This window comes from Paraglaciecola sp. T6c, from assembly GCF_000014225.1.
In the GTDB taxonomy this organism is placed as follows: domain Bacteria; phylum Pseudomonadota; class Gammaproteobacteria; order Enterobacterales; family Alteromonadaceae; genus Paraglaciecola; species Paraglaciecola atlantica_A.
The window spans coordinates 526,362-549,534 of record NC_008228.1 but is presented as its reverse complement, the minus strand read 5'-3'; the positions used below and the strand labels follow the sequence as shown (position 1 = coordinate 549,534).

The following is a 23,173-nucleotide window of genomic DNA, read 5'->3' as shown; positions in this document are numbered from 1 at the left end:
TCCCCTTCTTAGCCTTCGCTGCCAGCAAAGTCGATGTCTTGACCTTCTTTAAGCACAACGTAAGCTTTTTTCCAGTCTTTACGCTTGCCGAAAGATGCACCGTGACGCTTGGTTTTACCCTTTACGTTAACAGTACGAACAGAATTAACTTCAACTTCGAACAATTTTTCAACTGCCGCTTTGATTTCTTCTTTGTTCGCATCTTTAAGCACTTTGAAAACAACAGTGTTGTTAACTTCAGCTGCAAGCGTTGCTTTTTCAGAAACATGTGGTGCTAAAACCACTTTTAAAAGACGTTCTTCGTTAATCATGCTAACGCCTCCTCTAATGCTTTCACTGCATCAGCAGTTATCAACACTTTTTCGAATGCGATCAGGCTGACTGGGTCAATGCCTTGTACATCACGTACGTCAACTTTGTATAAGTTGCGAGCTGCTAAGAACAAGTTCTCATCAACTTCAGACGTTACGATTAGTACATCACTTAGCTCAAGGCCATTTAACTTAGAAAGTAATTCCTTAGTTTTAGGCGCTTCAACTGAAAACTTTTCAACCACGATTAAACGTTCTTGACGTACCAATTCAGACAGGATGCTTTGAATCGCACCGCGGTACATCTTCTTGTTAACCTTTTGGCTGTGATCCTGTGGCTTAGCAGCGAATGTTACACCACCAGAACGCCAGATAGGACTACGGATAGTACCAGCACGGGCACGACCTGTTCCTTTTTGACGCCAAGGTTTGGCACCACCACCACGAACTTCAGAGCGTGTTTTTTGTGCTTTAGAACCCTGACGGGCGCCTGCACCGAATGCAACTACTACTTGATGTACTAGTGCTTCGTTAAATTCACGTCCAAAGGTTGCTTCGGATACTTCAAGAGCGCTTTGCGCATCTTTCAATACTAATTCCATCACTTAACTCCCCAGACGTTACGCTTTAACTGCAGCTTTGATGATGACGTCGCCACCTGGCGCTCCAGGAACATTGCCTCTTACTAGAAGAAGGTTGTTCTCTGCGTCAACACGTACTACATCCAAAGACTGAACTGTCACACGTTTATTTCCCATCTGACCGGCCATTTTTTTGCCTTTGAAGACTTTACCTGGTGATTGGTTTTGGCCAATTGAACCAGGAGCACGGTGAGACAATGAGTTACCATGTGAATTACGTTGGTGGCTAAAGTTCCAGCGCTTAATAGCACCTTGGAAACCTTTACCTTTAGAAGTTCCTGCAACGTCAACCATTTTGGTTTCAGCAAAGATTTCAACAGTGATTTCACTGCCAACTTCTATGCCTTCGCCTTCGTTGCCGTCTAAACGGAATTCCCATAAACCACGACCAGCTTCCACGCCAGCTTTAGCAAAATGACCTGCTGCTGCTTTATTTACGCGGTTCGCTTTTTTGTCGCCAGCGGTTACTTGAAGCGCTGTATACCCGTCGGTTTCGTCAGTACGTAACTGAGTAACACGGTTCGGGGTGGCTTCTATAACAGTCACTGGTATTGATACGCCGTCTTCAGTGAAGATGCGTGTCATACCAACTTTACGACCGATAAGACCAATCGCCATTGTTAAAACCCTCTCTTGTTAGCCCAGGCTGATTTGAACATCAACACCGGCAGCCAAGTCCAATCTCATCAAGGCATCTACTGTTTTATCAGTAGGCTCGATGATATCCACCAAACGCTTATGTGTACGAATTTCATACTGATCACGCGCATCTTTGTTTACGTGAGGTGAAGTAAGTATTGTATAACGCTCTTTACGGGTAGGTAGAGGAATAGGTCCACTAACCTGAGCACCGGTACGCTTCGCAGTTTCAACGATTTCAGCCGTAGACTGATCGATCAACTTGTGATCAAACGCTTTCAAACGAATACGAATTCTTTGATTTGGCATCGATTAAGCTCCAATCGAAAGAACAAAAAAAACCATCCTCGACTACCTTTTTACTTTAGGTAGGGGGATGAATGAAAAACTGCTAACCCAAAATTAGGGTCCTGTATTTAATGACGTTCGGCCGAGGCCTAAGTCAAAACCATTGCCCTTCTGGACAAGTGGGCGCGAAGTATACCTGTATCGCTTATTTTTGCAACAACCAATTGTAAAATAATAGAGATTACCTACCCATTACTTTTAATTACCTACCACGTTCAACTTTTTCCCATGAATGTAAAACAAGTGTTATCCCATTATTCACTCGGCTATAGTGTGACGATAAGTATAAATAAAAAAAACAAATTTGACGCAGGCTTCTATGGAACATCAATCGGCTTTACAAGAACTTAAGCAACTATTAGCTAATGCCCCTTCTTTAATCAGTGCTTACGACAAATTAGAGCCATTGTTGCTATCATTATTTAATGTTCAACGCATGAGTATCTTTCAGCGCAGAATGCAGCACCAAGATCTTGTTGCCCGCTTTAAAACAGGCAATGAAATACAAGAAATTAAAGTGCCCATTAGCCCGCAGTCGATTGCGGGATACGTAGCATTAAGTCAAAAGCCACTGATTGTTAATGACCCCTATAGCAGTGAAGAGCTATCTGCGATACATCCACGGCTAAAATTCGCTGATAAATTCGATAAAAGCTCTACCTTCAAAACACAGAACCTTATCTGCATACCTATTTTAAACGCAGGTGTGTTGATGGGTATTATGCAAATCATCAATAGAAACGATGGTGTCTTTCAATCGGCCGACTTAGCGTTAGCCGATAAAGTCGCACAGGCTTTAGGCAATAAGTTTCGCTATGAGCTTGGTGGAACTAGCCAGCCGTTCGATTATCTAGTCCATAGAAACGTAATAGATGAAGACACGTTGGCGAAGTATGTGCACACTAATCCTGATCACGCCCAACTCGTTCAACGATTGATGACGGAAAAGCGCATACCAGAAGACGAGATGGGTATCGCGCTGTCAGTGCATTACCAAGTCCCTTACATCGGTTATAAACCGGACCGATTTCATCTATATCAAAGCGACAGCAAATTAAATTTATCATATCTGAAACGTAACTTTGTTGCGGTGATCACCGATGCCACTGAAAAACCCACTGTGCTAATGGCGCAGCCCAGTAATGCCAATTTACTGATGGAAATTGAGAGTGCATTAGGCATTGATAGCTATGGGATCTCGGTCGCACTGCCTAACACCGTTTTACAATACTTAGGTGAAGCAAGCGGTGGTGGCGCTGGTCCTGGCGCCATGAACGAGATCCTAGATGAAATAGAAACCAGTGGTCAAGAAGCCGATGAGCAAGCTGATGATATGTCTGACGATGCACCAGCTGTAGTGCGCCTGGTCAGCCGTATTTTGCACGATGCCAAGCGACTCGATGCATCTGATATTCATATAGATGCAGAGAAAAATGCGCCAACAAGAGTTCGTATGCGCATTGACGGAGTGTGCCGCGATATCACCCAAGTGCCTGCTTCGCACCACAATGCCGTAATTGCCCGCATCAAAATCATGTCTAATTTGAACATCGCCGAGAAGCGCCTACCTCAAGATGGCAAGCTCGCCTTTAAATTATCAGGGCAAATTATCGAAGTACGCGTGGCGACGATTCCCACTGTGGCCGGGGAAGGTGTTGTTATGCGTATTCTTGCTACCGGCGGCGCACTGCCTATGGAGAAAATGAATCTATCACCAGCCAATAACCAAAGCATATTACGCATGATTGAAAAGCCCCATGGCATTTTGCTGGTCGTTGGCCCAACAGGCTCAGGTAAAACCACCACTCTACACGCTGTGCTAGGCCACATTAATACCCCTGATAAAAAAATATGGACAGCTGAAGACCCCGTCGAAATCACACAAGCAGGCTTGCAGCAAGTCCAAGTAAGTCCTCGCATCGGATTTACCTTTGCCAGCGCCCTACGCGCTTTTTTACGGGCAGACCCAGACATCATATTAATTGGTGAAATGCGTGACAAAGAGACCGCCCATGCCGGCGTCGAAGCGTCGCTTACAGGGCATTTAGTGTTCTCTACTTTGCACACCAATTCCGCCCCTGAAACCATTACTCGTCTGTTAGATTTGGGCATCGACCCCGTTAACTTTTCTGATGCCTGCATCGGTATTTTGGCCCAGCGCTTAGTGCGTACCTTGTGCAAAAACTGCAAAGAAGCGACCCCAGCATCAGACACTGATGTAGAGTTTATCACGCGCCAGTACGGTGCGGACTACGTATCCGAGCTTAGCCTCCAGCCGACCTTGATGCTGCATAAACCCAAAGGCTGCGATAGATGTGGTAACACAGGCTATAAAGGTAGAACCGGAGTTCATGAATTACTCAGCATGACACCCGCACTGCGCTCAATGGTATATAAGGAAGCACCTGTCAGCCAACTTAAAGCGCAGGCCATGGAAGATGGTATGCGCACCTTGATTCAAGATGGCATTTTAAAAGTGCTAAAAGGGGATACTGATATTGCACAAATTCAAATGCTAGCAAGTGTATAAAAAATTTATCACCTGTGAACTTAAGTTCACAATTTAGTTATTTTGGCCAAATTAAAAGTACTGAGGAAGATAGTCTTCGGTACAGATGTTTTGTATATTTTTCGCTTTCTAATAGTCGACTTTTTATAATAACTAAGCTCTCAGGGAATCACACATGTATAAGAATCTTATCAACGTCGCGCTATTTAGCACGATGCTAAGCTTAAGCGCTGACGCATTCAGTCGCGTTGAGCTTCAAAAGGCTAAGCAAAATGCACTCACAGAAGAAAGCAGCGAAGCAGAATGGGACGTATTAAATCCCCCCTTTAACTTAAACGAAGTCACCATCAATACTGATGAAACGACTTGGTCTAGTCTTGATGTTTCGCCAAATGGTGAGAAATTTGTTTTTGATATGCTAGGCGATCTATATGTCAGCTCTATCGGCGGCGGCGAGGCCACCTCGTTAACGCAAGATTTCGCATGGAATATCCAACCTACGTTCAGCCCTGATGGCAAAAAAATAGCGTTTATATCCGATCGCGGTGGCATGTCGAACGTTTGGGTGATGAACAGTGACGGCAGCAATTTAGTGCAAGTAACCAAGGAGAAGAATAACTTAATTCATTCTCCTAAATGGAGCCCTGACGGCCAATATATAGTGGCGAATAAAGGGATAATGTCTAGCCGCAGTATTCCGGCAGGCGAAATCTGGCTATATCATCACTCTGGCGGTGATGGCATGGTGCTTAAGAAACGTGTGCATGGCAACCCAGATCAAAAGAACATAGCGGACCCGGCTTTCTCCCCCGATGGGAAATACCTGTATTACACCCAAGATGTATCACCCGGTAGCACCTTTGATTATAACCGTGACCCGCTAAAATCTATCTTCGCCATTACTCGTTACGATATGAACACAGGCGAAGAAGAACGGTACATCAGCGGCACTGGGGGAGCTGTTGTTCCTACCCCCTCTCCAGACGGTAAGCAGATTGCTTTCATACGCAGAGTTAAAGAGAAAACCGGACTGTTTGTTAAAGATATTGCCACAGGTGTTGAATCCCTTCTCTACTTAAAACTTGAACGTGACATGCAAGAAGGGTTCGGCTCAGAAGGGTATTTTCCTTACTTTGATTGGATGCCCAATTCAAAACGTATCGTGTTTTGGACCGGTGGTAAATTCCACTCAATTGATGTGAAAACGCAAGCAGTTAAAGACATTCCTGTATCAGTAAAAGCAACCGTAAAATACGCAGATGCAGTGCGTTTTGACGTTGATGTGGCACCCGAAAAATTTGCGGTAAAAATGGCGCGCTGGGCGCAGAAATCCCCTAATGGGCAAAACATCGTTTTTCAGGCGCTTGGTAAGCTTTATATTAAAGAGATCAAAAGCGGTAAAGTGAAACGCCTTACTCGGCAGAACGATCATGACGAGTACTATCCTCGCTACTCTCACGATGGTAAAAAAATTGTTTTCACCACATGGAACGATAAAGACTTAGGCAGCGTGCGCACTGTATCCGCTTCCGGTCGTTCAGAAAAAGTAATCAGCAAAGAGCCTGGGCACTTTATCGAGCCAAGCTTCTCTACGGACGACAAACTGATTACCTACAATAAGAAAACTGGCGGCTATTTATTGGCCCCAGAATACTCTGTGGAACCTGGTATCTATACCGCTACGGTAAAGGGTGAAAAACACAGGCGTGTCGCCAAAAACGGTAGCGCGCCACATTTCGCTGGTGACAACAGCCGGGTGTATTTTACCGAGTCTGTATCTGGCAGTGATTACCCTGAACAACAGTTAGTCAGTGTTGACCTCAATGGCGAAGATAAACGTGAACATTTATACGGTGGTGACAAAATCGCTGAGTATCGCTTATCCCCAGATAAAAAATGGATTGCCTTCGTATATCAATATAAAGCGTACGTTGCACCTTTCACCGAGATAGGCCAAAAACAAGATATTGGCCCTAAAAGTACCACCATTCCTATTAAGCAACTCTCGGATCGCGCAGGAGAATATCTGACTTGGCGCAGCGACAGCCAAGCGATTAGTTGGTATCACGCAGCGACTTACTATGAGCGCGAGTTAAAAGAAGCATTTGCATTCGTACCCGGCGCAGCCGAAGATTTACCTGACCCTGTTACTGAGGGCATGTCACTCTCATTTGAGCAGAAAACCGATAAGCCCTCAGGTTATAAAGCACTTGTGGGCGGTACAGTTGTCACTATGCGTGACGCCAATAACCAACAAGAAATCATTGAAGATGCTGTGGTTGTTATCAAGGACAATAAGATTGTTGAAGTGGGCAAACGTGCAGACATTACTATTCCCAACAATGCTCTTAAAATTGACACCACTGGCAAAACAATTCTACCAGGCTTGATTGATGCTCACGCTCATGGCTCACAAGGCAGTAACGAGATTATCCCAGAGCAAAACTGGAACATGTACTCAGCTCTCGCCTTTGGTGTGACGACTATCCATGACCCATCAAATGACACCTCGGAAATTTTTGCTGCCAGCGAATTGCAAAAAGCTGGCAAACGCGTTGCCCCTCGCACCTACTCTACCGGTACCATTATTTATGGTGCGGAAGCCCTAGGCTATAAGGCGATTATTAATAGCTATGAGGATGCACTGACTCACTTGCGTCGCCTTAAGGATGCCGGAGCGATTTCAGTTAAAAGTTATAACCAACCTCGCCGCGACCAACGCCAGCAAATATTAGCCGCGGCCCGTGAATTAAACCTGATGGTGGTGCCAGAAGGTGGCGGTAAATATCAGCAAAATATCTCTATGTTAGTAGATGGTCATACAGGACTCGAGCATTCTCTTCCAATAGCGAGAGGCTATCAAGACTTGACGGCATTGTGGGTGGAAACTGAGTTTGGTTACACCCCAACGTTTGTAGTGTCCTATGGCGGCCTAATGGGTGAAGAGTATTGGTATGACCGCACAGAGGTATGGAAAAACGAAAGACTTCTGCGCTACACACCTAGCTTTCTGTTAGATAGGCGCGCTATTCGTCGCCCTACCGCCCCAGATAATCAATACAACCACGTATTTGTTGCACAATACGCTAAAACATTACGTGATAAAGGCGTAAGCGTACATATCGGCGCTCACGGGCAACGTGAAGGCTTAGCTGCGCACTGGGAGCTTTGGCTAATGACGCAAGGTGGTTTCACACCATGGGAAGCACTGCGAGGAGGCACTATTGATGGCGCCACGCACCTAGGCATGGGCAAGCAACTAGGAAGTATTGAAGCAGGCAAGTTAGCGGATATGATGATTATCGACGGCGACGTATTAACGGATATTCGCCGCAGCGAATATGTAACTTATACCGTAATCAACGGCCGTATATATGATGCAGCGACCATGAACGAAGTGGGCAGCAAAACCAAGCGCCCTGCTTTCTTCTTTGAAAATAACAATACACTCTTTATGCCTGAGGCAACACAACAGAGTATTCAACAAAAATCAGAGAAGCATCACTGGGTTCACTAAACCCTATGCACGGATAAGACGGTGGTTTATCTCCTAAATCACTGTCTTTTTTTACTCTTTCATTAATTCAGAGCGCAATGACATTTTCTGGACGTTATATGACAGTCTGGTAAGCTTGAAAAACAATCGGTTTACGAGCGACCTGTGTGAAAAATCACGATTTAGAGAATTCATTTAAACATCTAAAAAACACCATCCCTTTATTGCTTAAGCATAAGATCCCTGCCGTGCCGCTCAACTATGCCCTGTGGTACACCTATGCAAGTAATGAATCTGAATCCCTTAATGAAACTCTTGATCATGCTTTGCAGCGCAATTTACCCATATCAGATTCAAAGACCCGAGACTTATATCGCAAACATGTAGCGGATGAACAAGATGTAGATGTGTGGGAGCTTCGTCACTCTCTTGAAAGCATGGTGATTGAACTGTCTCAATCTGTGCAAGATACCCGCAGTGAAACACGTAACTTTAAAAGTACCATGGATACCTGCATGGACGACTTAGCGAAAGTAGAGCGAGAAGGCTTGAGTATGGAAGAGGTCATGGACTTAGTCCGGACCTTGGTCAGTCAAACCAAACAAATTCGTGGAAGTACTTTATCTTTTAGCACCGCACTTAATGATGCAGAAAGAGAAATTACGCGATTAAGAAATCAACTTGAACAAAGCCAACAAGCAGCCTTATATGACGTTTTGACTGGCCTGTGTAATCGTAGATACTTTGACGAAGAGTTAGCAGCACATGCTATGCGACCAAACATGTGCCTAATATTGGCTGACTTAGATCATTTTAAAAAGATCAATGACACCCATGGGCATGTCATGGGGGATTTGGTTTTAAAAGCCAGCGCTAAAAAACTCCAAGCTGCATGCAGAGAAGGGGCGCAAGCATTTCGCTTTGGTGGTGAAGAGTTCGCCATTATTGTTCCCAATAGTAAGCTCAGCGTTGCCAGACAAATAGCCGAAACCATGCGCAGATCTATCGAAAAAATTGGGGTTAGAGATAAACGTACATCCCAAGTACTCGGAGGAATAAGTGCTTCATTTGGTATTGCCGAAATGAAAACCGGGATGAATCCCTTGGCGCTTATTGAGGCTGCGGATAAACAGCTATATGAAGCAAAGAACTTAGGTCGAAATCGTGTAATGCCCATGTCTAACGGTTAATTGTTGTTTTCTCCATTCAGAAATTGTGCTGATTCCTTATATTCACGAGAATATTAAAATGACCTAACGTAGCCAATTTACCTGCCTAATAAATAAACAAAACACCACTTTATTCGCTGTCTTAAACCATGTAAAATCCGCGCATTCTTTTAAACGGCCGCCCAAATTCCGTAAAAAAGTGAATATTTAGATTTTTCTAAAAAGAAAATCGGCATCCTGCGGAAATATCTTGTATAATCCCGCGCAATTTTTACTCAGACTGAAGTTGAAGAAATGAAAGATTTAGCACGTTACAGAAACATCGGTATTTTCGCCCACGTTGATGCGGGTAAAACTACCACAACAGAACGAATTTTGAAGCTTACCGGTCAAATACACAAAACCGGTGAAGTACATGATGGTGAATCTACCACTGACTTCATGGAACAAGAAGCTGAGCGCGGTATTACTATCCAATCAGCTGCGGTTAGTTGTTTTTGGAAAGACCACCGTTTCAACGTTATCGATACTCCTGGGCACGTTGACTTCACTGTTGAAGTTTACCGCTCACTTAAAGTACTTGATGGCGGCATCGGTGTTTTCTGTGGTTCTGGTGGTGTTGAGCCTCAGTCAGAAACTAACTGGCGTTATGCGAATGACTCAGAAGTTGCACGTATTATCTTCGTAAACAAATTGGACCGTATGGGTGCTGACTTCTACCGCGTAGTTGACCAAACCAAAAAAGTACTTGGTGCTAATCCACTCGTTATGGTTCTACCTATCGGTATCGAGGATGACTTCGTTGGTGTGGTTGACCTTCTTACTCGCAAAGCATTCATTTGGGATGACACTGGTCTTCCTGAAAACTACGAAATCACAGATGTTCCTGCGGACATGGTTGATAAAGTAGAAGAATACCGTGAAATGTTGATCGAAACTGCTGTTGAGCAAGACGATGACCTAATGATGGCTTACATGGACGGCGAAGAGCCTTCTATGGAAGACATTAAACGTTGTATCCGTAAAGGTACGCGTACTATGGACTTCTTCCCGACTTACTGTGGTTCTGCATTCAAAAACAAAGGTGTTCAAAACATTCTTGATGCTGTTGTTGATTACCTACCTAGTCCTACAGAAGTTGACCCTCAACCTCTTACAGACGAAGAAGGTGAGCCGAATGGTAAGTACGCAATTGTTTCACCAGATGAAACATTTAAAGCGTTAGCGTTCAAAATTACAGATGACCGTTTTGGTGCTCTTACTTTCGTACGTATCTATTCTGGTACGCTTAAGAAAGGCGACACCATACTTAATGCTGCAACAGGTAAAACTGAACGTATTGGTCGTATGTGTGAAATGCAAGCCGATGACCGTAATGAGTTAACTAGCGCTCAAGCTGGTGACATCATCGCAATCGTTGGTATGAAGAGTAACGTTCAAACAGGTCACACTTTATGTGATCCTAAAGATCCAATCATCCTAGAAGCGATGGTATTCCCTGAACCAGTAATCTCTATCTCTGTTACACCTAAAGATAAAGGTTCAACTGAGAAGATGGGTCTAGCTATCGGTAAAATGGTTGCAGAAGATCCTACATTCCGTGTTGAAACTGACCAAGATTCAGGTGAAACAATCCTATCTGGTATGGGCGAGCTTCACTTGGACATCAAAGTAGATATTCTTAAGCGTACTTACGGTGTTGAATTAGAAGTCGGTGAGCCTCAAGTTGCATACCGTGAAACGATCACTCAAGAAGTTGAAGATTCTTACACTCATAAGAAACAATCTGGTGGTTCTGGTCAGTTCGGTAAAATCGATTACCGTATCAAGCCTGGTGAGCCTAATAGTGGTTTCACATTCAGCTCAGTGGTTGTGGGTGGTAATGTACCAAAAGAATTCTTCCCTGCTATCGAAAAAGGTTTTGCAAGCATGATGGAGTCTGGTGTTCTTGCTGGCTTCCCTGTGTTAGATGTTGAGGTTGAGCTTTATGACGGTGGATTCCACGCAGTGGATTCATCAGCAGTTGCATTTGAAATCGCTGCTAAAGGCGCATTCCGTCAATCAATCCCTAAAGCGGGTCCTCAGTTGATTGAACCTATCATGAAAGTTGACGTGTTCACGCCAGACGACCATGTTGGTGATGTTATCGGTGACTTGAACCGTCGTCGCGGTATGATCAAAGATCAAGAAGCAGGCGTTACTGGTGTTCGCGTTAAGGCTGATATCCCTCTTTCAGAAATGTTTGGTTATATCGGTTCATTGCGTACAATGACGTCAGGTCGTGGTCAGTTCTCTATGGAGTTCTCGCACTACTCACCTTGTCCGAACAACGTCGCTGAAAAAGTAATTGCTGATACTAAAGAGCGTAACGCTAAGAAGTAATCATTAATTACCGGTAAGCTTAAGGCCCTGCTTGTGAAAACAAGCGGGGCTTTTTTGTATCTACATGTCACTCATTTATTGCTTTCTTATAGACCTCCTAATAATTTGCATAGTTGCTAACTTTAGGCCAACGTTTGTTCTTAGATTATAGACGCATCAACTTTAAGCGAAGGTCATCACAATGAAACATTCAGTCTTGATATTGTTAGGTTATTTGTTAAGTACAGCCACATTAGCCGCACCAACACACTTAACTAATGTGCATGGTTACACCCTTAGCGATACAGAGGAGATGGTGACGTTTACCGATATGGTTTTCGATGGCGGCAGAGTGTTAGCTATTGGCGGCACGAGCTTAAAAAATACCTATCCTGATGCTGATATGATTGATGGAAAAAAGCGCGTATTACTGCCGGGCCTTATCGATGCCCATGGGCACATACTGGGTTTAGGGGAAACTCTACTCGCAGTAGATGTCAGAGATATTCCTAGTGCAAAAGCCTCCGCGCAAAAAGTGCGAGATTACGCTCAGCAAAACCCTGATTTAACATGGATATTGGGCGGTGGCTGGAACCAAGTACTTTGGGCCGATAACGCATTTCCAACCTCTGAGATGCTTGACGAATATATTCAAGACCGTCCCGTGTGGATAAGCCGAATAGATGGACACGCTGGCTGGGCGAATAGCAAAGCATTGCAGATAGCGGGAGTCACCAAAGATTCACTAGACCCACCAGGCGGCCAAATTGTCAGGGATAAAAACGGTGTGCCTACTGGTGTACTAATTGATAACGCCATGAACATGCTAGTGGAAAAAATCCCTCAAGATACCGAACAAGATTTGCAGCGCAAACTTGATGCTGCCGCAGCGCATTTGCTCTCACTGGGGATCACCAGCACGCACGATGCCGGTATTAATTATGCTACCTACCAATATTACATTAAGCGCAGTCAGCAACTCGATTTGAACATGCGCATATACGCCATGCTTGCAGCAACAGATCCTAAGCTTGCAGACATGCTCAACGCAGGTCCAATACACGACCAATACGATTACTTGTCAATCCGCAGCGTCAAAGTATACGGTGATGGTGCGCTTGGTAGCCGCGGTGCAGCCATGCTCTCTGGATATTCAGACGACCATGAAAACATTGGGCTATTACTCACCCCTATAAAGCAGCTCAAGCCATTATTTGATTTAATCATAGGCAATGGCTTTCAGCTTAATATTCATGAAATAGGTGACCGCGGTAATAGACTCGCGCTGGATCAATTTGAAGAGACTTTTTCGCGTATCAAAGGGCAGCATTTGCGTAATCGTGTAGAGCATGCACAAGTTATCGATGTGACAGACATACCTAGATTCAAAACCCTTGGAATAATTCCGTCCATGCAGCCTACACACGCCACAAGTGATATGAACATGGCCCAAGACCGAATTGGTGAAGCGCGTTTAAAAGGCGCCTATGCTTGGCAAACTTTCGAAGAACAGGGATCTATTGTTCCTTTTGGCTCTGATTTTCCTGTTGAATTGGCCAACCCATTTTTCGGCTTACACGCTGCAGTAACAAGACAGAATAGAAACAACCAGCCTGAGGCCGGTTGGATTAAAGAAGAAGCAGTAACAGTGGAGCAGGCTTTTAAAGGATTCACTTACAGCGGAGCCTATGCGGCTCACCAAGAAAATAGCATAGGTACTTTGTCATCTGGTAAGTGGGCTGATTTTATCTTAGTCGACCAGGATATATTCACTATTAGCCCACAGGATATATGGAAAACCAAAGTACTTGAAACCTGGGTTGGTGGTGTAAAACGCTATGATAGCGCCCTGAATGACTAAGCTGATGCCGTGCTTTTAGCACAGCGGTTCGCACTGCTTGTAGCATAAAAGCCAATACCTCCGACGCTTGCACCGCCAGAGGCCTATCCATAGCGACTATTGGCCGTTATAGAGTGTGGTGATCCACTTTTCTTCAGTGATGAAGTTCCACGCCCAGTCTTGCCATTTATCATCAAGACCTTCTTCGATAAGCGAGTCTAGGCTAGCGCCTTTAGATTTTCTATCCGAAACATAGTTAGCGGTTTGCTGCATCATCTCAAGTGACGCTTGATAAGCTTTCTTATCGGCTAACTCACCATGTCCAGGCATGACCTTAGTATCGTTGTTTATCATGTCGATCACGGTGGAAACGTTACTAATGTATCCTTTAACCGTGCCGCCACCGGCCAAGTCGATGTAAGGGAAACGCCCCTGAAAGAATAAATCTCCCGCGTGCAATACATTCGCCTGTTCAAACCAAACAACACTGTCGCTATCGGTGTGGCCTGCAGGAAGATGTAGCACCTTGATGGTATCGCCATTGAAGTGAAACGTCAGCCCCTGCTCATAGGTCACAACGGGTAAGGCTGCGTGTTTATGACCGTCTTCGGCGGCTAAGCGTTTACGCACATTATCATGAGCAAAAATAGTGCTTCCCTGTACTTCTTTAAAATAGGCGTTGGAACCTGTGTGATCACCATGATAATGGGTATTGATTACGTATTTCATTGGCTGCTTGGCAATATCGCCAATCGCGAGCGCAATTTTGTCAGCCAAGGGAGCGAACTGATCGTCAATAATCAAAATACCGTCATCCCCAGCCGACACACCGATATTACCTCCTGCACCAGTGAGCATGTATGTTGAGCCACTCACCGCTTGGGTGCTAATGTGTACATCGGCGAACCTATCATCATCAGCGCTTAATGTCGTGCTACCAAATAACGTTAGTGTTGCCATTGCAAAACGTAGTGCATTCACTTTTGATTTAAACATCGTACTTCCCATTATTATTCGTTGTTCATACATGAACGAAGATAGGGTAATTTACGTTCACCTAATCGGTAAGGACCATTATTCACTTTCTATAAATCTAAAACGTGGCATAGTTTGACCATTCACTTCGACCGTTTCTTCAAACATGGACAAAGGGCGGACCCAAAGGCCTCGGTCACCATACATAGGCCGATACACCACTAATTCTGAATCGTCTTCCGAATGCGTAGCGACCCCAATAACTTCATAATCGTTACCCTTGTAGTGACGATATTTTCCTACTGCAATGCTCATACTACTCTCTAAATACATGTTTTATTCACTCAGTATACAGTTGCCTGTAGCAAGGTGTAAAAAGATACAAAGTCTATTGATAGCGAAAATTAGCAAAACAGAAGAATGAAATCTGGAGAAGTATTAGCGGTTTTGCTCATGCTCAAAGTTAAACACCATTTGTTGTACGTCAGCAGTTTCGGGTAAGCCAACGGATAACCCCACTAAGCGAATTCCCCTGGTGCCACGCCGCTCTAACGCTTCACTTAGCAGTGTTTTGAAATAGGTTTTATCGAGCACTTGGTGGCGATGCTCCACTGTGGTCTGCTGAAAATCATTGAATTTTAGTTTTACGCCCTGACTTTGTATCGCGAGCTTAGGGCTTGCGGCCTCCAAACGACTCAGCAGTTTAGGATACAAGCTTTCCAGCATAGCCAAACATTCTTCATCAGTGGTGATGTCTTGGGCGAGAGTGCGCTCTACACCAACAGACTTGCGCTTACGACTAACAGACAGCTCGCGCTCGTCAATACCGTGACTACGATCCCAAATGACAGGACCAAATTTTCCAAACGCTTTTACGAATGCATCGAGTGGATAATCTCGCACGTCTTGGCAGGTAAAGAGTCCCATATTATTGAGTTTCTGTAGCGTGACTTTGCCAACACCGGGGATTTTCCCCAGTGCCAATGTTTTCACAAACGCATCTTGAGTATCTGGTGTGATCACACAGATCCCATTAGGCTTATTTTCGTCACTGGCAATTTTAGCCACAAACTTACAGGGTGCTACACCAGCAGAGGCGGTCAGTTGTGTTTCTTCGAAAATTGCTCGGCGAATATCCTGTGCAATTAAAGTGGCACTGCCCGAAAAAAGCTCACTGTCGGTTACATCCAGATATGCTTCATCTAGGGATAGTGGTTCGATTTTATCCGTGTAGCGTAAAAAAATCTTGCGGATTTGCTGAGATATCTCGCTATAAAGAGCCATGCGGCCAGGAACGAGAACCAGATCAGGACAGAGCTTACGCGCATAGGCCGTAGCCATAGCGGATCGAACGCCATACTTGCGTGCCACATAGTTACAGGTCGAAATAACGCCACGGCGGTCAGCACTCCCCCCAATCGCAAGGGGGATGTCGCGATATTGAGGGTTATCGCGCATTTCGACTGCGGCATAGTAGCAGTCCATATCGATGTGTATGATCTTACGCATCTGACAAACAACTGTATTTAAAAACAGTTATTTTGCGCGATTGTCCGCCAGAGTCAATGTAAATCTCACTGGCGGGAATTTTCTAACGACACAGCTTAAAGAATTTGGTTTTGCTTCCACTCATTCAGCTTGGCTTGACGCGCTTCTTCTCGCTCTAAGCGGGCTTTTTTGCGATCACATGGCTCTGGGCAATCACAGGCTTTATCGATACCCAAGGCGCCTAAACCACCGCAACTACCTGCTATCGCTTTACGCTGTACTAAATAGCCGAGAGACATAGCGACTGCTACGACTAGAAAAAATACGAATGCTAAGATAAAAGTACTCAAAATATCACTCCGAATTGGTCATTTTCGATTATTACTATTGGCGATTAATGAAGGGTTCAAATTTTGGCGTAGTATACTCTTTAAACTCGCCGTTTTCTCGTGTGATCATTAATACCGCTAAATCATTCTGTAACGCCACGTTAAAGGCTTCTTCCTTACCCATTACGATCAGCGCTGTCGCTAACCCGTCTGCCGTCATTGAGGACGAATGCACCACAGTCACCGCGACTAGATTGTGCGTGATAGGTGCGCCTGTACGTGGGTCTATTAAGTGGGAATATCGCACACCATCTTCTTCAAAGTAGTTGCGATAATCTCCTGAGGTTGCAATTGCGTTTGTTCCTATCGAAATAATTTCTTGCACCGCACGCTCAACCGAGACAGGTTTTTCAACAGCTATACGCCATTCTCTGCCAGTTGCTTTATGCCCTGAGACACGCATTTCGCCGCCAACCTCTACTAGGTAATCATGCAGACCCTTTTCATCCAATAACTCGGCCACGACATCGACACCATAGCCCTTGGCAATAGTAGACAGGTCAACATACAAATCAATTTCAGACTTTTGCGCGCCGTTATCAAGTAAGGTCAATTTATCTAATCCGATGCGAGCTTTGACTTCTGCCACAGTTTGTTTACTGGGGCGTTTCTCAGGTTTCGCATCAGGACCAAAGCCCCAAAGGTTAACCAATGGCCCTACAGTCACATCAAGTACGCCATGACTTAACTCGCCCAAGCGCTTCGCTTCCTGCATCACCTTCAACGTTTCTGAAGATAACGCAAAGGGTGCTTCACTCTTCCACTGGTTGAATCGTGACAGTTCTGAATTGGCGTCGTAAGTCGACATCAATTCATTTACTTTCACCAATGCAGCATCGATGTCGTCATGTAATTTTTGTTCATTTACATTATTTCTATTAACGAACTTCACATTGTAAGTCGTGCCCATGGTATGGCCCGCTAAATGTGTTTCTGTTGGCGCTTGACTGCAACTGCATAGCAGCCATATCCACAAGATTAAACCGAGGAATTTAGCCTTCCCGCTGTCACCCTTTATCATTTTTTCACCTAAATAAAAAAAGGGACCGAAGTCCCTTATTTACATGTGTTGTTAACTCGGTTTTGTTCACTATCGAGTGATAGCTAATTAACCACCGAAGTCATCAAGCATGATGTTTTCATCTTCAACACCTAAGTCTTTCAGCATACTGATAACAGCTGCGTTCATCATAGGAGGACCACACATATAGAACTCACAGTCTTCTGGAGCTGGATGATCTTTAAGATAGTTTTCCAACAATACTTGGTGGATAAAGCCTGTCATACCTTCCCAGTTATCTTCTGGTTGTGGATCAGACAAAGCAACATGCCACTTAAAGTTGTCGTTTTCCTTCTGCAACATATCGAAATCTTCTACGTAGAACATTTCGCGTAATGAACGCGCGCCATACCAGAACGAAATTTTACGATCTGTTTTAAGACGACGAAGTTGATCGAAGATATGCGAACGCATTGGCGCCATACCAGCACCACCACCGATAAATACCATCTCAGCGTCGGTCTTCTTAGCGAAGAACTCACCAAATGGGCCAGAAATAGTGGCTTTGTCGCCTTCTTTCAAGCTCCAGATATAAGATGACATTTTACCTGCAGGTAAAGACAAGTTGTTTGGCGGTGGTGAAGCCACACGCACGTTCAACATGATAATACCTTCTTCTTCTGGGTAGTTAGCCATTGAATATGCACGAATCGTTTCGTCATCCACTTTTGATTCAATATCAAAGAAGCCAAAACGTTCCCAGTCACCACGATATTCTTCAGGAACATCGAAGTCTTTATATTTAACATGGTGAGGTGGAGCTTCAATTTGAATATAACCACCGGCACGGAAAGGCACACTTTCACCATTAGGAATTTTAAGTTTAAGCTCTTTAATGAAGGTCGCTTTGTTATCGTTAGAGATAACTTCACAATCCCACTTCTTGATACCAAAAATCTCTTCAGGTAGCTCGATGTCCATGTCCTGCTTAATAGAAACCTGACACGATAAACGGCAACCTTCTTTCGCTTCACGCTTGCTTATGTGGTCAAGCTCAGTCGGTAAAATTTCACCGCCGCCTGCTTTAATGTCTACCCGACATTGACCACAAGAGCCACCGCCACCACAAGCTGACGATACGAATATGCCTGAGTTTGCTAAGGCACCTAATAACTTATCACCAGGCTGAGCAGTGATTGCTTTGTCTGGATCACCATTGATAGAAATGGTCACTTCGCCTTCTGGCACTAACTTGGATTTGGCAAACATAATGATCAAAACCAAAGCTAGAACGATGGCAATAAACATTCCTACGCCAAGATAAATGTCTAACATCTAAATACTCCTATTCGGTTTCGATTAAATTGATACGCCAGAAAATGACTGGAAGCCCAACGCCATTAATCCTGCAATCATAAATACGGAACCTAAACCACGCACGCCTTCTGGCATATCTGCATACTTAAGTTTCTCACGCACTGCCGCAAGTAATGTGATCGCTAATGCCCAACCTGCACCACTACCCGCACCGTAGAAGATACTTTCGGTGAAGGTGTAATCACGCTGAACAGCGAATGCTACGCCACCAAAAATTGCACAGTTAACAGTGATCAAAGGTAAGAAAATACCTAACGCGTTGTATAGCGCAGGGAAAAACTTATCTAGCGTCATTTCAAGAATTTGAACCAAAGCAGCGATTACACCAATGAAAGTCAAAAAGCTTAAGAAGCTCAAATCGGTGTCAGGAAAGCCAGCCCAACCTAGTGCGCCAGGCGCAAGAATGTTGGCATAAACAAGTTGGTTTACAGGTACAGAAATCGTCAATACTACGATAACCGCAACACCCAGACCCATCGCCGTTTTTACTTTCTTTGATACGGCCAAGAAAGTACACATACCCAAGAAATAGAACAACGCCATGTTTTCTAGGAAGATAGAACGGATAAATAAACTAAGATATTGTTCCACGAAATTACTCCTTAGGCTCTACTTGTTCAGGCTTAATAGTTCTGATGAACCAAATTAAACCACCGATTAAGAAGAACGAGCTGAAAGGTAAAATCAATAAACCATTACCTTGATACCAACCGCCATTTTGAATGAGTGGTAAAATTTCGAAACCGAGAATAGTACCGAAACCGAACAACTCTTTAATAGTACCGATAACAATCAATACAAACGAGTAGCCTAAGCCGTTACCAATCCCGTCAAGGAAACTGATAAATGGCGGGCTTTTCATAGCAAAGGCTTCAGCTCGACCCATTACGATACAGTTGGTGATAATCAAGCCAACGAATACCGACAGCTGTTTGGATATCTCGTACGAATAAGCTTTCAGGATTTGATCCACTACGATTACCAATGACGCAATAATCGTCATCTGCACGATAATACGTACTGATGAAGGTATCTGTGAACGGATCATAGAGATAAACAAGTTAGAGAATGCCGTTACTGCTGTAAGAGCAAGTGACATTACTAATGCCGTTTCTAACTTAGTGGTTACCGCTAATGCTGAACATACGCCCAGTATTTGCAGTGCTATTGGGTTATTGTCTAGGATTGGCCCAAACAATACCTTTTTCATTTCTTTAGTATCAGCCATTGTCTAGTCTCTCACGATTTCCATGGTTGGTTTTTAAGGTAAGGACCGAAGCCATTCTCACCCAGCCAATAATCAAGTGTATTTTGTACGCCATTACTGGTTAACGTCGCACCTGACAAAGCATCAACTTCATAAGGGTCATTCGCTTTTGCGCCCTTGGTCACATCAATAGCCACTTCGCCATTTTTATACAATTTCTTACCGTCCCACTTCGCTTTCCATTCAGGGTTCTGAACTTCACCGCCAAGACCAGGCGTTTCTTGCTGATCGTAATACACTAGCTCACGAACGGTATTACCGTCAGAGTCAACCGCTAACATGGCATACATTAAGTTCCATAAGCCACTGCCGTTAATAGGCAACACGATACGTGTTACTTCGCCGTCAGGATTAGAAATTAAATACACACTAGCAACGTTAGGGCGACGTAAAATCCCAGCGGTATCAGGCACAGGCTTGATACTTTCTTCAGGGTCACGCGCTGCTTTATACATATCATAGCCAGCTTCCTTCTCAACGTACTGGCCCGTTGCTAAATCAACAAACTTTTCTTGTACGCGATCTGCATAGGTCGCTGCGATTTGCTCTTTACTCTGCCCGGCTTCAAGTAAGCCGGCAGATTCTAAGATATTAGTTTGCTTATCTAGCTTCGCATTTGCTTGTTGTTGTGAACGTAGGCTAACCGCCGCCGTTGATACAATAACCGAACAAACTAAACATACGGCGATAACAACGCCGACCGTTTTGCCTAATGTTTCTTTTTTAGCCGACACGTGCCATCCTCCGTTTAATATTGCTTTGAGCGACGAAATAATCGAATAGTGGAGCCCATAAATTGGCAAACAAGATTGCCAACATCATACCTTCAGGGAAAGCAGGGTTGAGTACACGAATCAATACACACATTAAACCGATTAAGAAACCGTAAGCCCATTTAGCGCTATTTGTGAATGATGCTGAAACAGGATCGGTCGCCATAAAGAACATACCAAAAGCGAATCCACCGGTCACTACGTGCCAGTACCAAGGCATAGCAAACATAGCATTTGTGTCACTGCCAATAACGTTAAGCAAAGTACTGAATACCGCCCCGCCTAGCAGCACACCTAACACGATACGCCATGAAGCAATACGCATATAAATAATGAACAAGCCACCCAGCAAGATAGCCAGTGACGATACTTCACCGACAGAACCTTGAATATTTCCGAAGAATGCATCCCACCAATCAGCATTCAAAGACCAATCGGTAACATTGCCAGCAGCCGCTTGGCTTAACCAAGTCGCCCCTGAGAAACCGTCGGCAGCCGTCCAAATTGCATCGCCTGAAATTTGTGCAGGATAAGCAAAATATAGGAACGCACGACCAGAAAGCGCAGGGTTTAGGAAATTACGGCCTGTGCCACCAAAGACTTCTTTCGCAATCACCACACCAAAGGTAATACCCAGCGCCACCTGCCATAAAGGGATAGTTGCAGGCAAGGTTAATGCGAAAAGTACTGAGGTAACAAAGAAGCCTTCGTTAACTTCATGCTTACGCACAGAAGCAAACAGTACTTCCCAGAAGCCGCCCACAATAAAGGTTACGGCGTAGATAGGTAGGAAGAAGCACGCTCCGTAAAGGAACATGGCTAATCCACCGGTAGACTCAAGGCCTATTTGACCGCCAAGCGCAGTAAATAAAGCCGCTTGCCACATATCAGGCAATGACGCGCCACCGTTTAGAATAACGTTATGAGCTTGCTGACCTATGTTGTACATACCGTAGAACATTGCAGGGAACGTAGCAGCCCATACCATGATCATAATACGTTTTAAGTCGATGCTGTCACGCACGTGAGTGCCAGCTTTGTTAACTTTACCAGGGGTGTAAAAAATGGTCGCTGCGGCTTCGTAAAGCGCATACCATTTTTCGTACTTACCACCTGCTTCAAAGTTAGGTTCAATTTTCTCTAAATATGCTTTTAAACCCATGAGTTAACCCTCTTTCTCAATCTTGTCTAGACTTTCACGCAAGATCGGCCCGTAATTATATTTACCAGGGCAAACATAGGTACAAAGCGCTAAATCTTCTTCGTCTAACTCTAAACAACCTAATGTTTGAGCACTGTCAGTGTCACCAGAAATCAAATCACGCAACAATAATGTTGGTAAAATATCTAACGGCATAACGCGCTCATAGTTACCAATTGGCACCATAGAACGGTCTGAACCATTAGTGGTGGTTGTCATATTGAATAATTTCTTAGGGCTAAAATGTGCAAGGTATGCACGGGTCACAGAGTGCTGATTGGCACCTGGCTTAATCCAACCTAGGAATTCTTTTTCACGGCCTTCACTAAGAAGTGAAAGCTGAACGTGGTAGCGACCCACATAACCATGAACGCCATGGGCGTTATTACCTTGTAAAACCGAGCCTGAAATTGTGCGAACTTCGCCTTCAGTAGTTTCACCCGAGGTCAACTCACTGACACTTGCACCTAACACGGTTTTAATTAAACGCGGGTTCTTAGCAGCGGGGCCGCCTAGGGCAATAACACGCTCGTTATTCAACTTACCTGTTGTAAATAACGCACCAACCGCAATCACATCTTGGTAGTTGATATGCCAAACTTTCTTAGCCGCACCAACAGTATCTAGGTGATGAATATGCGTGCCCACTAAACCTGCAGGATGTGGTCCGGCAAATTCGTTCACGTCAGCTTTCACGTCCCCTACTGGAATATCAGCACCGGGCGCTTTACTCACAAATACCTTACCTTCAGTTAAACGCGAGATAACACGTAAACCATTGATAAAATCTGCACTACGCGGGGCAATAATAACGGCAGGATCGCCAGCTAATGGATTAGTATCCATCGCGCTAACGAATATGGAGTGAGGTTTGCTGTCAAGAGCAGGGGTTTTGCTATAAGGACGCGTACGCAGTGCAGTCCATAATCCAGATTCCACTAGATTGTGTTGCACTTTGTCGGCCGCTATAGATGACAGTTCAGATTCGGCATATTTGTCGAATTCTACTGCGTCATCACCTTCAACTTGAATAACCACTGACTGCAAAACACGTTTTGCGCCACGGTTAACTTCGATGACACTACCAGAAGCAGGTGCTGTGAACTTCACACCTGGATTCTTTTTGTCTTCGAAAAGCATCTGGCCTTTCTGCACTTTATCGCCAACCTGAACATGCATGGTTGGACGCATTCCAATGTACTCTTCACCTAGCACAGCAACCTTAGTAATCGCTGGACCGTCATGAATCTTTTGTTCTGGCGCTCCCGTAATCGGAAGATCTAACCCTTTCTTGATTTTAATCATACGCAATAGCACTACTCTAAAGTCAATACACATCACGGTTAGCCTTTCAGCTACATGCCACCCAAGTAAGCAACTTGTTGACAA

At 44.4% G+C, this 23,173-nt stretch carries 20 protein-coding genes; 5 read left to right on the top strand and 15 right to left on the bottom strand.

The window, feature by feature from the left end; genetic code table 11:
• Positions 1-8: 8 nt before the first annotated feature.
• From rplW to rpsJ, 4 genes are read right to left on the bottom strand one after another with little or no spacing between them, the layout of a single operon-like run.
• Complete coding sequence (rplW, locus tag PATL_RS02430) at positions 9-311, bottom strand: 50S ribosomal protein L23 (RefSeq protein ID WP_006992670.1); 303 nt, start codon at positions 309-311, stop codon at positions 9-11.
• A complete protein-coding gene (gene rplD / locus PATL_RS02425; protein WP_006992669.1) occupies positions 308-913 on the bottom strand; it encodes a 50S ribosomal protein L4 in 606 nt (201 codons plus the stop codon). The genes rplW and rplD overlap by 4 nt, the downstream gene beginning before the upstream one ends.
• Positions 914-931: 18 nt before the next feature.
• Positions 932-1,570 carry a 50S ribosomal protein L3 gene (gene rplC, locus PATL_RS02420; protein ID WP_011573391.1) on the bottom strand — a complete coding sequence of 213 codons (639 nt, stop codon included), beginning with the start codon at positions 1,568-1,570 and terminating at the stop codon, positions 932-934.
• A gap of 18 nt (positions 1,571-1,588) precedes the next feature.
• Positions 1,589-1,900 (bottom strand): 30S ribosomal protein S10, encoded by a 312-nt coding sequence (rpsJ, locus tag PATL_RS02415; RefSeq protein ID WP_006992667.1) that lies wholly within the window; start codon positions 1,898-1,900, stop codon positions 1,589-1,591.
• Between the two features lie 358 nt (positions 1,901-2,258).
• On the opposite strand from rpsJ, the gene PATL_RS02410 reads away from it, so the two are divergent.
• From PATL_RS02410 to PATL_RS02390, 5 genes are all read left to right on the top strand, one after another.
• On the top strand, positions 2,259-4,469 hold the full coding sequence (locus PATL_RS02410; protein ID WP_011573390.1) for a GspE/PulE family protein: 2,211 nt from the start codon (positions 2,259-2,261) through the stop codon (positions 4,467-4,469).
• 154 nt (positions 4,470-4,623) lie between these two features.
• Positions 4,624-7,965 (top strand): amidohydrolase family protein, encoded by a 3,342-nt coding sequence (locus PATL_RS02405; protein WP_011573389.1) that lies wholly within the window; start codon positions 4,624-4,626, stop codon positions 7,963-7,965.
• 146 nt (positions 7,966-8,111) lie between these two features.
• Complete coding sequence (locus PATL_RS02400) at positions 8,112-9,134, top strand: GGDEF domain-containing protein (protein ID WP_011573388.1); 1,023 nt, start codon at positions 8,112-8,114, stop codon at positions 9,132-9,134.
• Positions 9,135-9,407: 273 nt separating this feature from the next.
• Positions 9,408-11,495, top strand: coding sequence for an elongation factor G (gene fusA / locus PATL_RS02395; RefSeq protein WP_011573387.1), 2,088 nt, complete (start codon positions 9,408-9,410; stop codon positions 11,493-11,495).
• A gap of 181 nt (positions 11,496-11,676) precedes the next feature.
• Positions 11,677-13,335 carry an amidohydrolase gene (locus PATL_RS02390; protein WP_011573386.1) on the top strand — a complete coding sequence of 553 codons (1,659 nt, stop codon included), beginning with the start codon at positions 11,677-11,679 and terminating at the stop codon, positions 13,333-13,335.
• A 96-nt stretch (positions 13,336-13,431) separates the two neighbouring features.
• On the opposite strand, the gene PATL_RS02385 is transcribed toward PATL_RS02390, so the two are convergent.
• The 11 genes from PATL_RS02385 to PATL_RS02335 all read right to left on the bottom strand — a co-directional run bounded on the left by PATL_RS02385 (position 13,432) and on the right by PATL_RS02335 (position 23,089).
• Positions 13,432-14,310: an MBL fold metallo-hydrolase gene (locus PATL_RS02385; protein WP_011573385.1), complete on the bottom strand. Its 879-nt coding sequence runs from the start codon at positions 14,308-14,310 to the stop codon at positions 13,432-13,434.
• A gap of 78 nt (positions 14,311-14,388) precedes the next feature.
• On the bottom strand, positions 14,389-14,604 hold the full coding sequence (locus tag PATL_RS02380) for a DUF1653 domain-containing protein (protein WP_041713199.1): 216 nt from the start codon (positions 14,602-14,604) through the stop codon (positions 14,389-14,391).
• Positions 14,605-14,727: 123 nt separating this feature from the next.
• On the bottom strand, positions 14,728-15,798 hold the full coding sequence (gene dinB, locus PATL_RS02375; RefSeq protein WP_011573383.1) for a DNA polymerase IV: 1,071 nt from the start codon (positions 15,796-15,798) through the stop codon (positions 14,728-14,730).
• Positions 15,799-15,893: 95 nt separating this feature from the next.
• Positions 15,894-16,127 (bottom strand): (Na+)-NQR maturation NqrM, encoded by a 234-nt coding sequence (gene nqrM, locus PATL_RS02370; RefSeq protein WP_011573382.1) that lies wholly within the window; start codon positions 16,125-16,127, stop codon positions 15,894-15,896.
• A 34-nt stretch (positions 16,128-16,161) separates the two neighbouring features.
• A complete protein-coding gene (locus PATL_RS02365) occupies positions 16,162-17,187 on the bottom strand; it encodes an FAD:protein FMN transferase (protein WP_011573381.1) in 1,026 nt (341 codons plus the stop codon).
• Positions 17,188-17,274: 87 nt separating this feature from the next.
• A complete protein-coding gene (gene nqrF / locus PATL_RS02360; RefSeq protein WP_011573380.1) occupies positions 17,275-18,501 on the bottom strand; it encodes an NADH:ubiquinone reductase (Na(+)-transporting) subunit F in 1,227 nt (408 codons plus the stop codon).
• A 24-nt stretch (positions 18,502-18,525) separates the two neighbouring features.
• Positions 18,526-19,134, bottom strand: a complete 609-nt coding sequence (nqrE, locus tag PATL_RS02355; protein ID WP_006992654.1) for an NADH:ubiquinone reductase (Na(+)-transporting) subunit E — start codon at positions 19,132-19,134, stop codon at positions 18,526-18,528.
• 4 nt (positions 19,135-19,138) lie between these two features.
• The gene (locus PATL_RS02350; RefSeq protein WP_006992653.1) at positions 19,139-19,771 is read right to left on the bottom strand and encodes an NADH:ubiquinone reductase (Na(+)-transporting) subunit D; all 633 of its coding nucleotides are present in this window, start codon (positions 19,769-19,771) and stop codon (positions 19,139-19,141) included.
• Positions 19,772-19,782: 11 nt separating this feature from the next.
• A complete protein-coding gene (locus PATL_RS02345) occupies positions 19,783-20,544 on the bottom strand; it encodes a Na(+)-translocating NADH-quinone reductase subunit C (RefSeq protein ID WP_011573379.1) in 762 nt (253 codons plus the stop codon).
• Positions 20,534-21,745 (bottom strand): NADH:ubiquinone reductase (Na(+)-transporting) subunit B, encoded by a 1,212-nt coding sequence (locus PATL_RS02340; RefSeq protein ID WP_011573378.1) that lies wholly within the window; start codon positions 21,743-21,745, stop codon positions 20,534-20,536. The genes PATL_RS02345 and PATL_RS02340 overlap by 11 nt, the downstream gene beginning before the upstream one ends.
• Before the next feature lie 3 nt (positions 21,746-21,748).
• A complete protein-coding gene (locus PATL_RS02335) occupies positions 21,749-23,089 on the bottom strand; it encodes a Na(+)-translocating NADH-quinone reductase subunit A (RefSeq protein WP_041714191.1) in 1,341 nt (446 codons plus the stop codon).
• Between the last annotated feature and the right edge of the window lie 84 nt (positions 23,090-23,173).

Coding starts and splice junctions, on each gene's coding strand:
- rplW (WP_006992670.1), bottom strand. CDS start 311: ATGATTAACGAAGAACGTCTTTTAAAAGTGGTTTTAGCACCACATGTT.
- rplD (WP_006992669.1), bottom strand. CDS start 913: ATGGAATTAGTATTGAAAGATGCGCAAAGCGCTCTTGAAGTATCCGAA.
- rplC (WP_011573391.1), bottom strand. CDS start 1,570: ATGGCGATTGGTCTTATCGGTCGTAAAGTTGGTATGACACGCATCTTC.
- rpsJ (WP_006992667.1), bottom strand. CDS start 1,900: ATGCCAAATCAAAGAATTCGTATTCGTTTGAAAGCGTTTGATCACAAG.
- PATL_RS02410 (WP_011573390.1), top strand. CDS start 2,259: ATGGAACATCAATCGGCTTTACAAGAACTTAAGCAACTATTAGCTAAT.
- PATL_RS02405 (WP_011573389.1), top strand. CDS start 4,624: ATGTATAAGAATCTTATCAACGTCGCGCTATTTAGCACGATGCTAAGC.
- fusA (WP_011573387.1), top strand. CDS start 9,408: ATGAAAGATTTAGCACGTTACAGAAACATCGGTATTTTCGCCCACGTT.
- PATL_RS02390 (WP_011573386.1), top strand. CDS start 11,677: ATGAAACATTCAGTCTTGATATTGTTAGGTTATTTGTTAAGTACAGCC.
- PATL_RS02385 (WP_011573385.1), bottom strand. CDS start 14,310: ATGTTTAAATCAAAAGTGAATGCACTACGTTTTGCAATGGCAACACTA.
- PATL_RS02380 (WP_041713199.1), bottom strand. CDS start 14,604: ATGAGCATTGCAGTAGGAAAATATCGTCACTACAAGGGTAACGATTAT.
- dinB (WP_011573383.1), bottom strand. CDS start 15,798: ATGCGTAAGATCATACACATCGATATGGACTGCTACTATGCCGCAGTC.
- PATL_RS02365 (WP_011573381.1), bottom strand. CDS start 17,187: ATGATAAAGGGTGACAGCGGGAAGGCTAAATTCCTCGGTTTAATCTTG.
- nqrF (WP_011573380.1), bottom strand. CDS start 18,501: ATGTTAGACATTTATCTTGGCGTAGGAATGTTTATTGCCATCGTTCTA.
- PATL_RS02350 (WP_006992653.1), bottom strand. CDS start 19,771: ATGGCTGATACTAAAGAAATGAAAAAGGTATTGTTTGGGCCAATCCTA.
- PATL_RS02340 (WP_011573378.1), bottom strand. CDS start 21,745: ATGGGTTTAAAAGCATATTTAGAGAAAATTGAACCTAACTTTGAAGCA.
- PATL_RS02335 (WP_041714191.1), bottom strand. CDS start 23,089: ATGATTAAAATCAAGAAAGGGTTAGATCTTCCGATTACGGGAGCGCCA.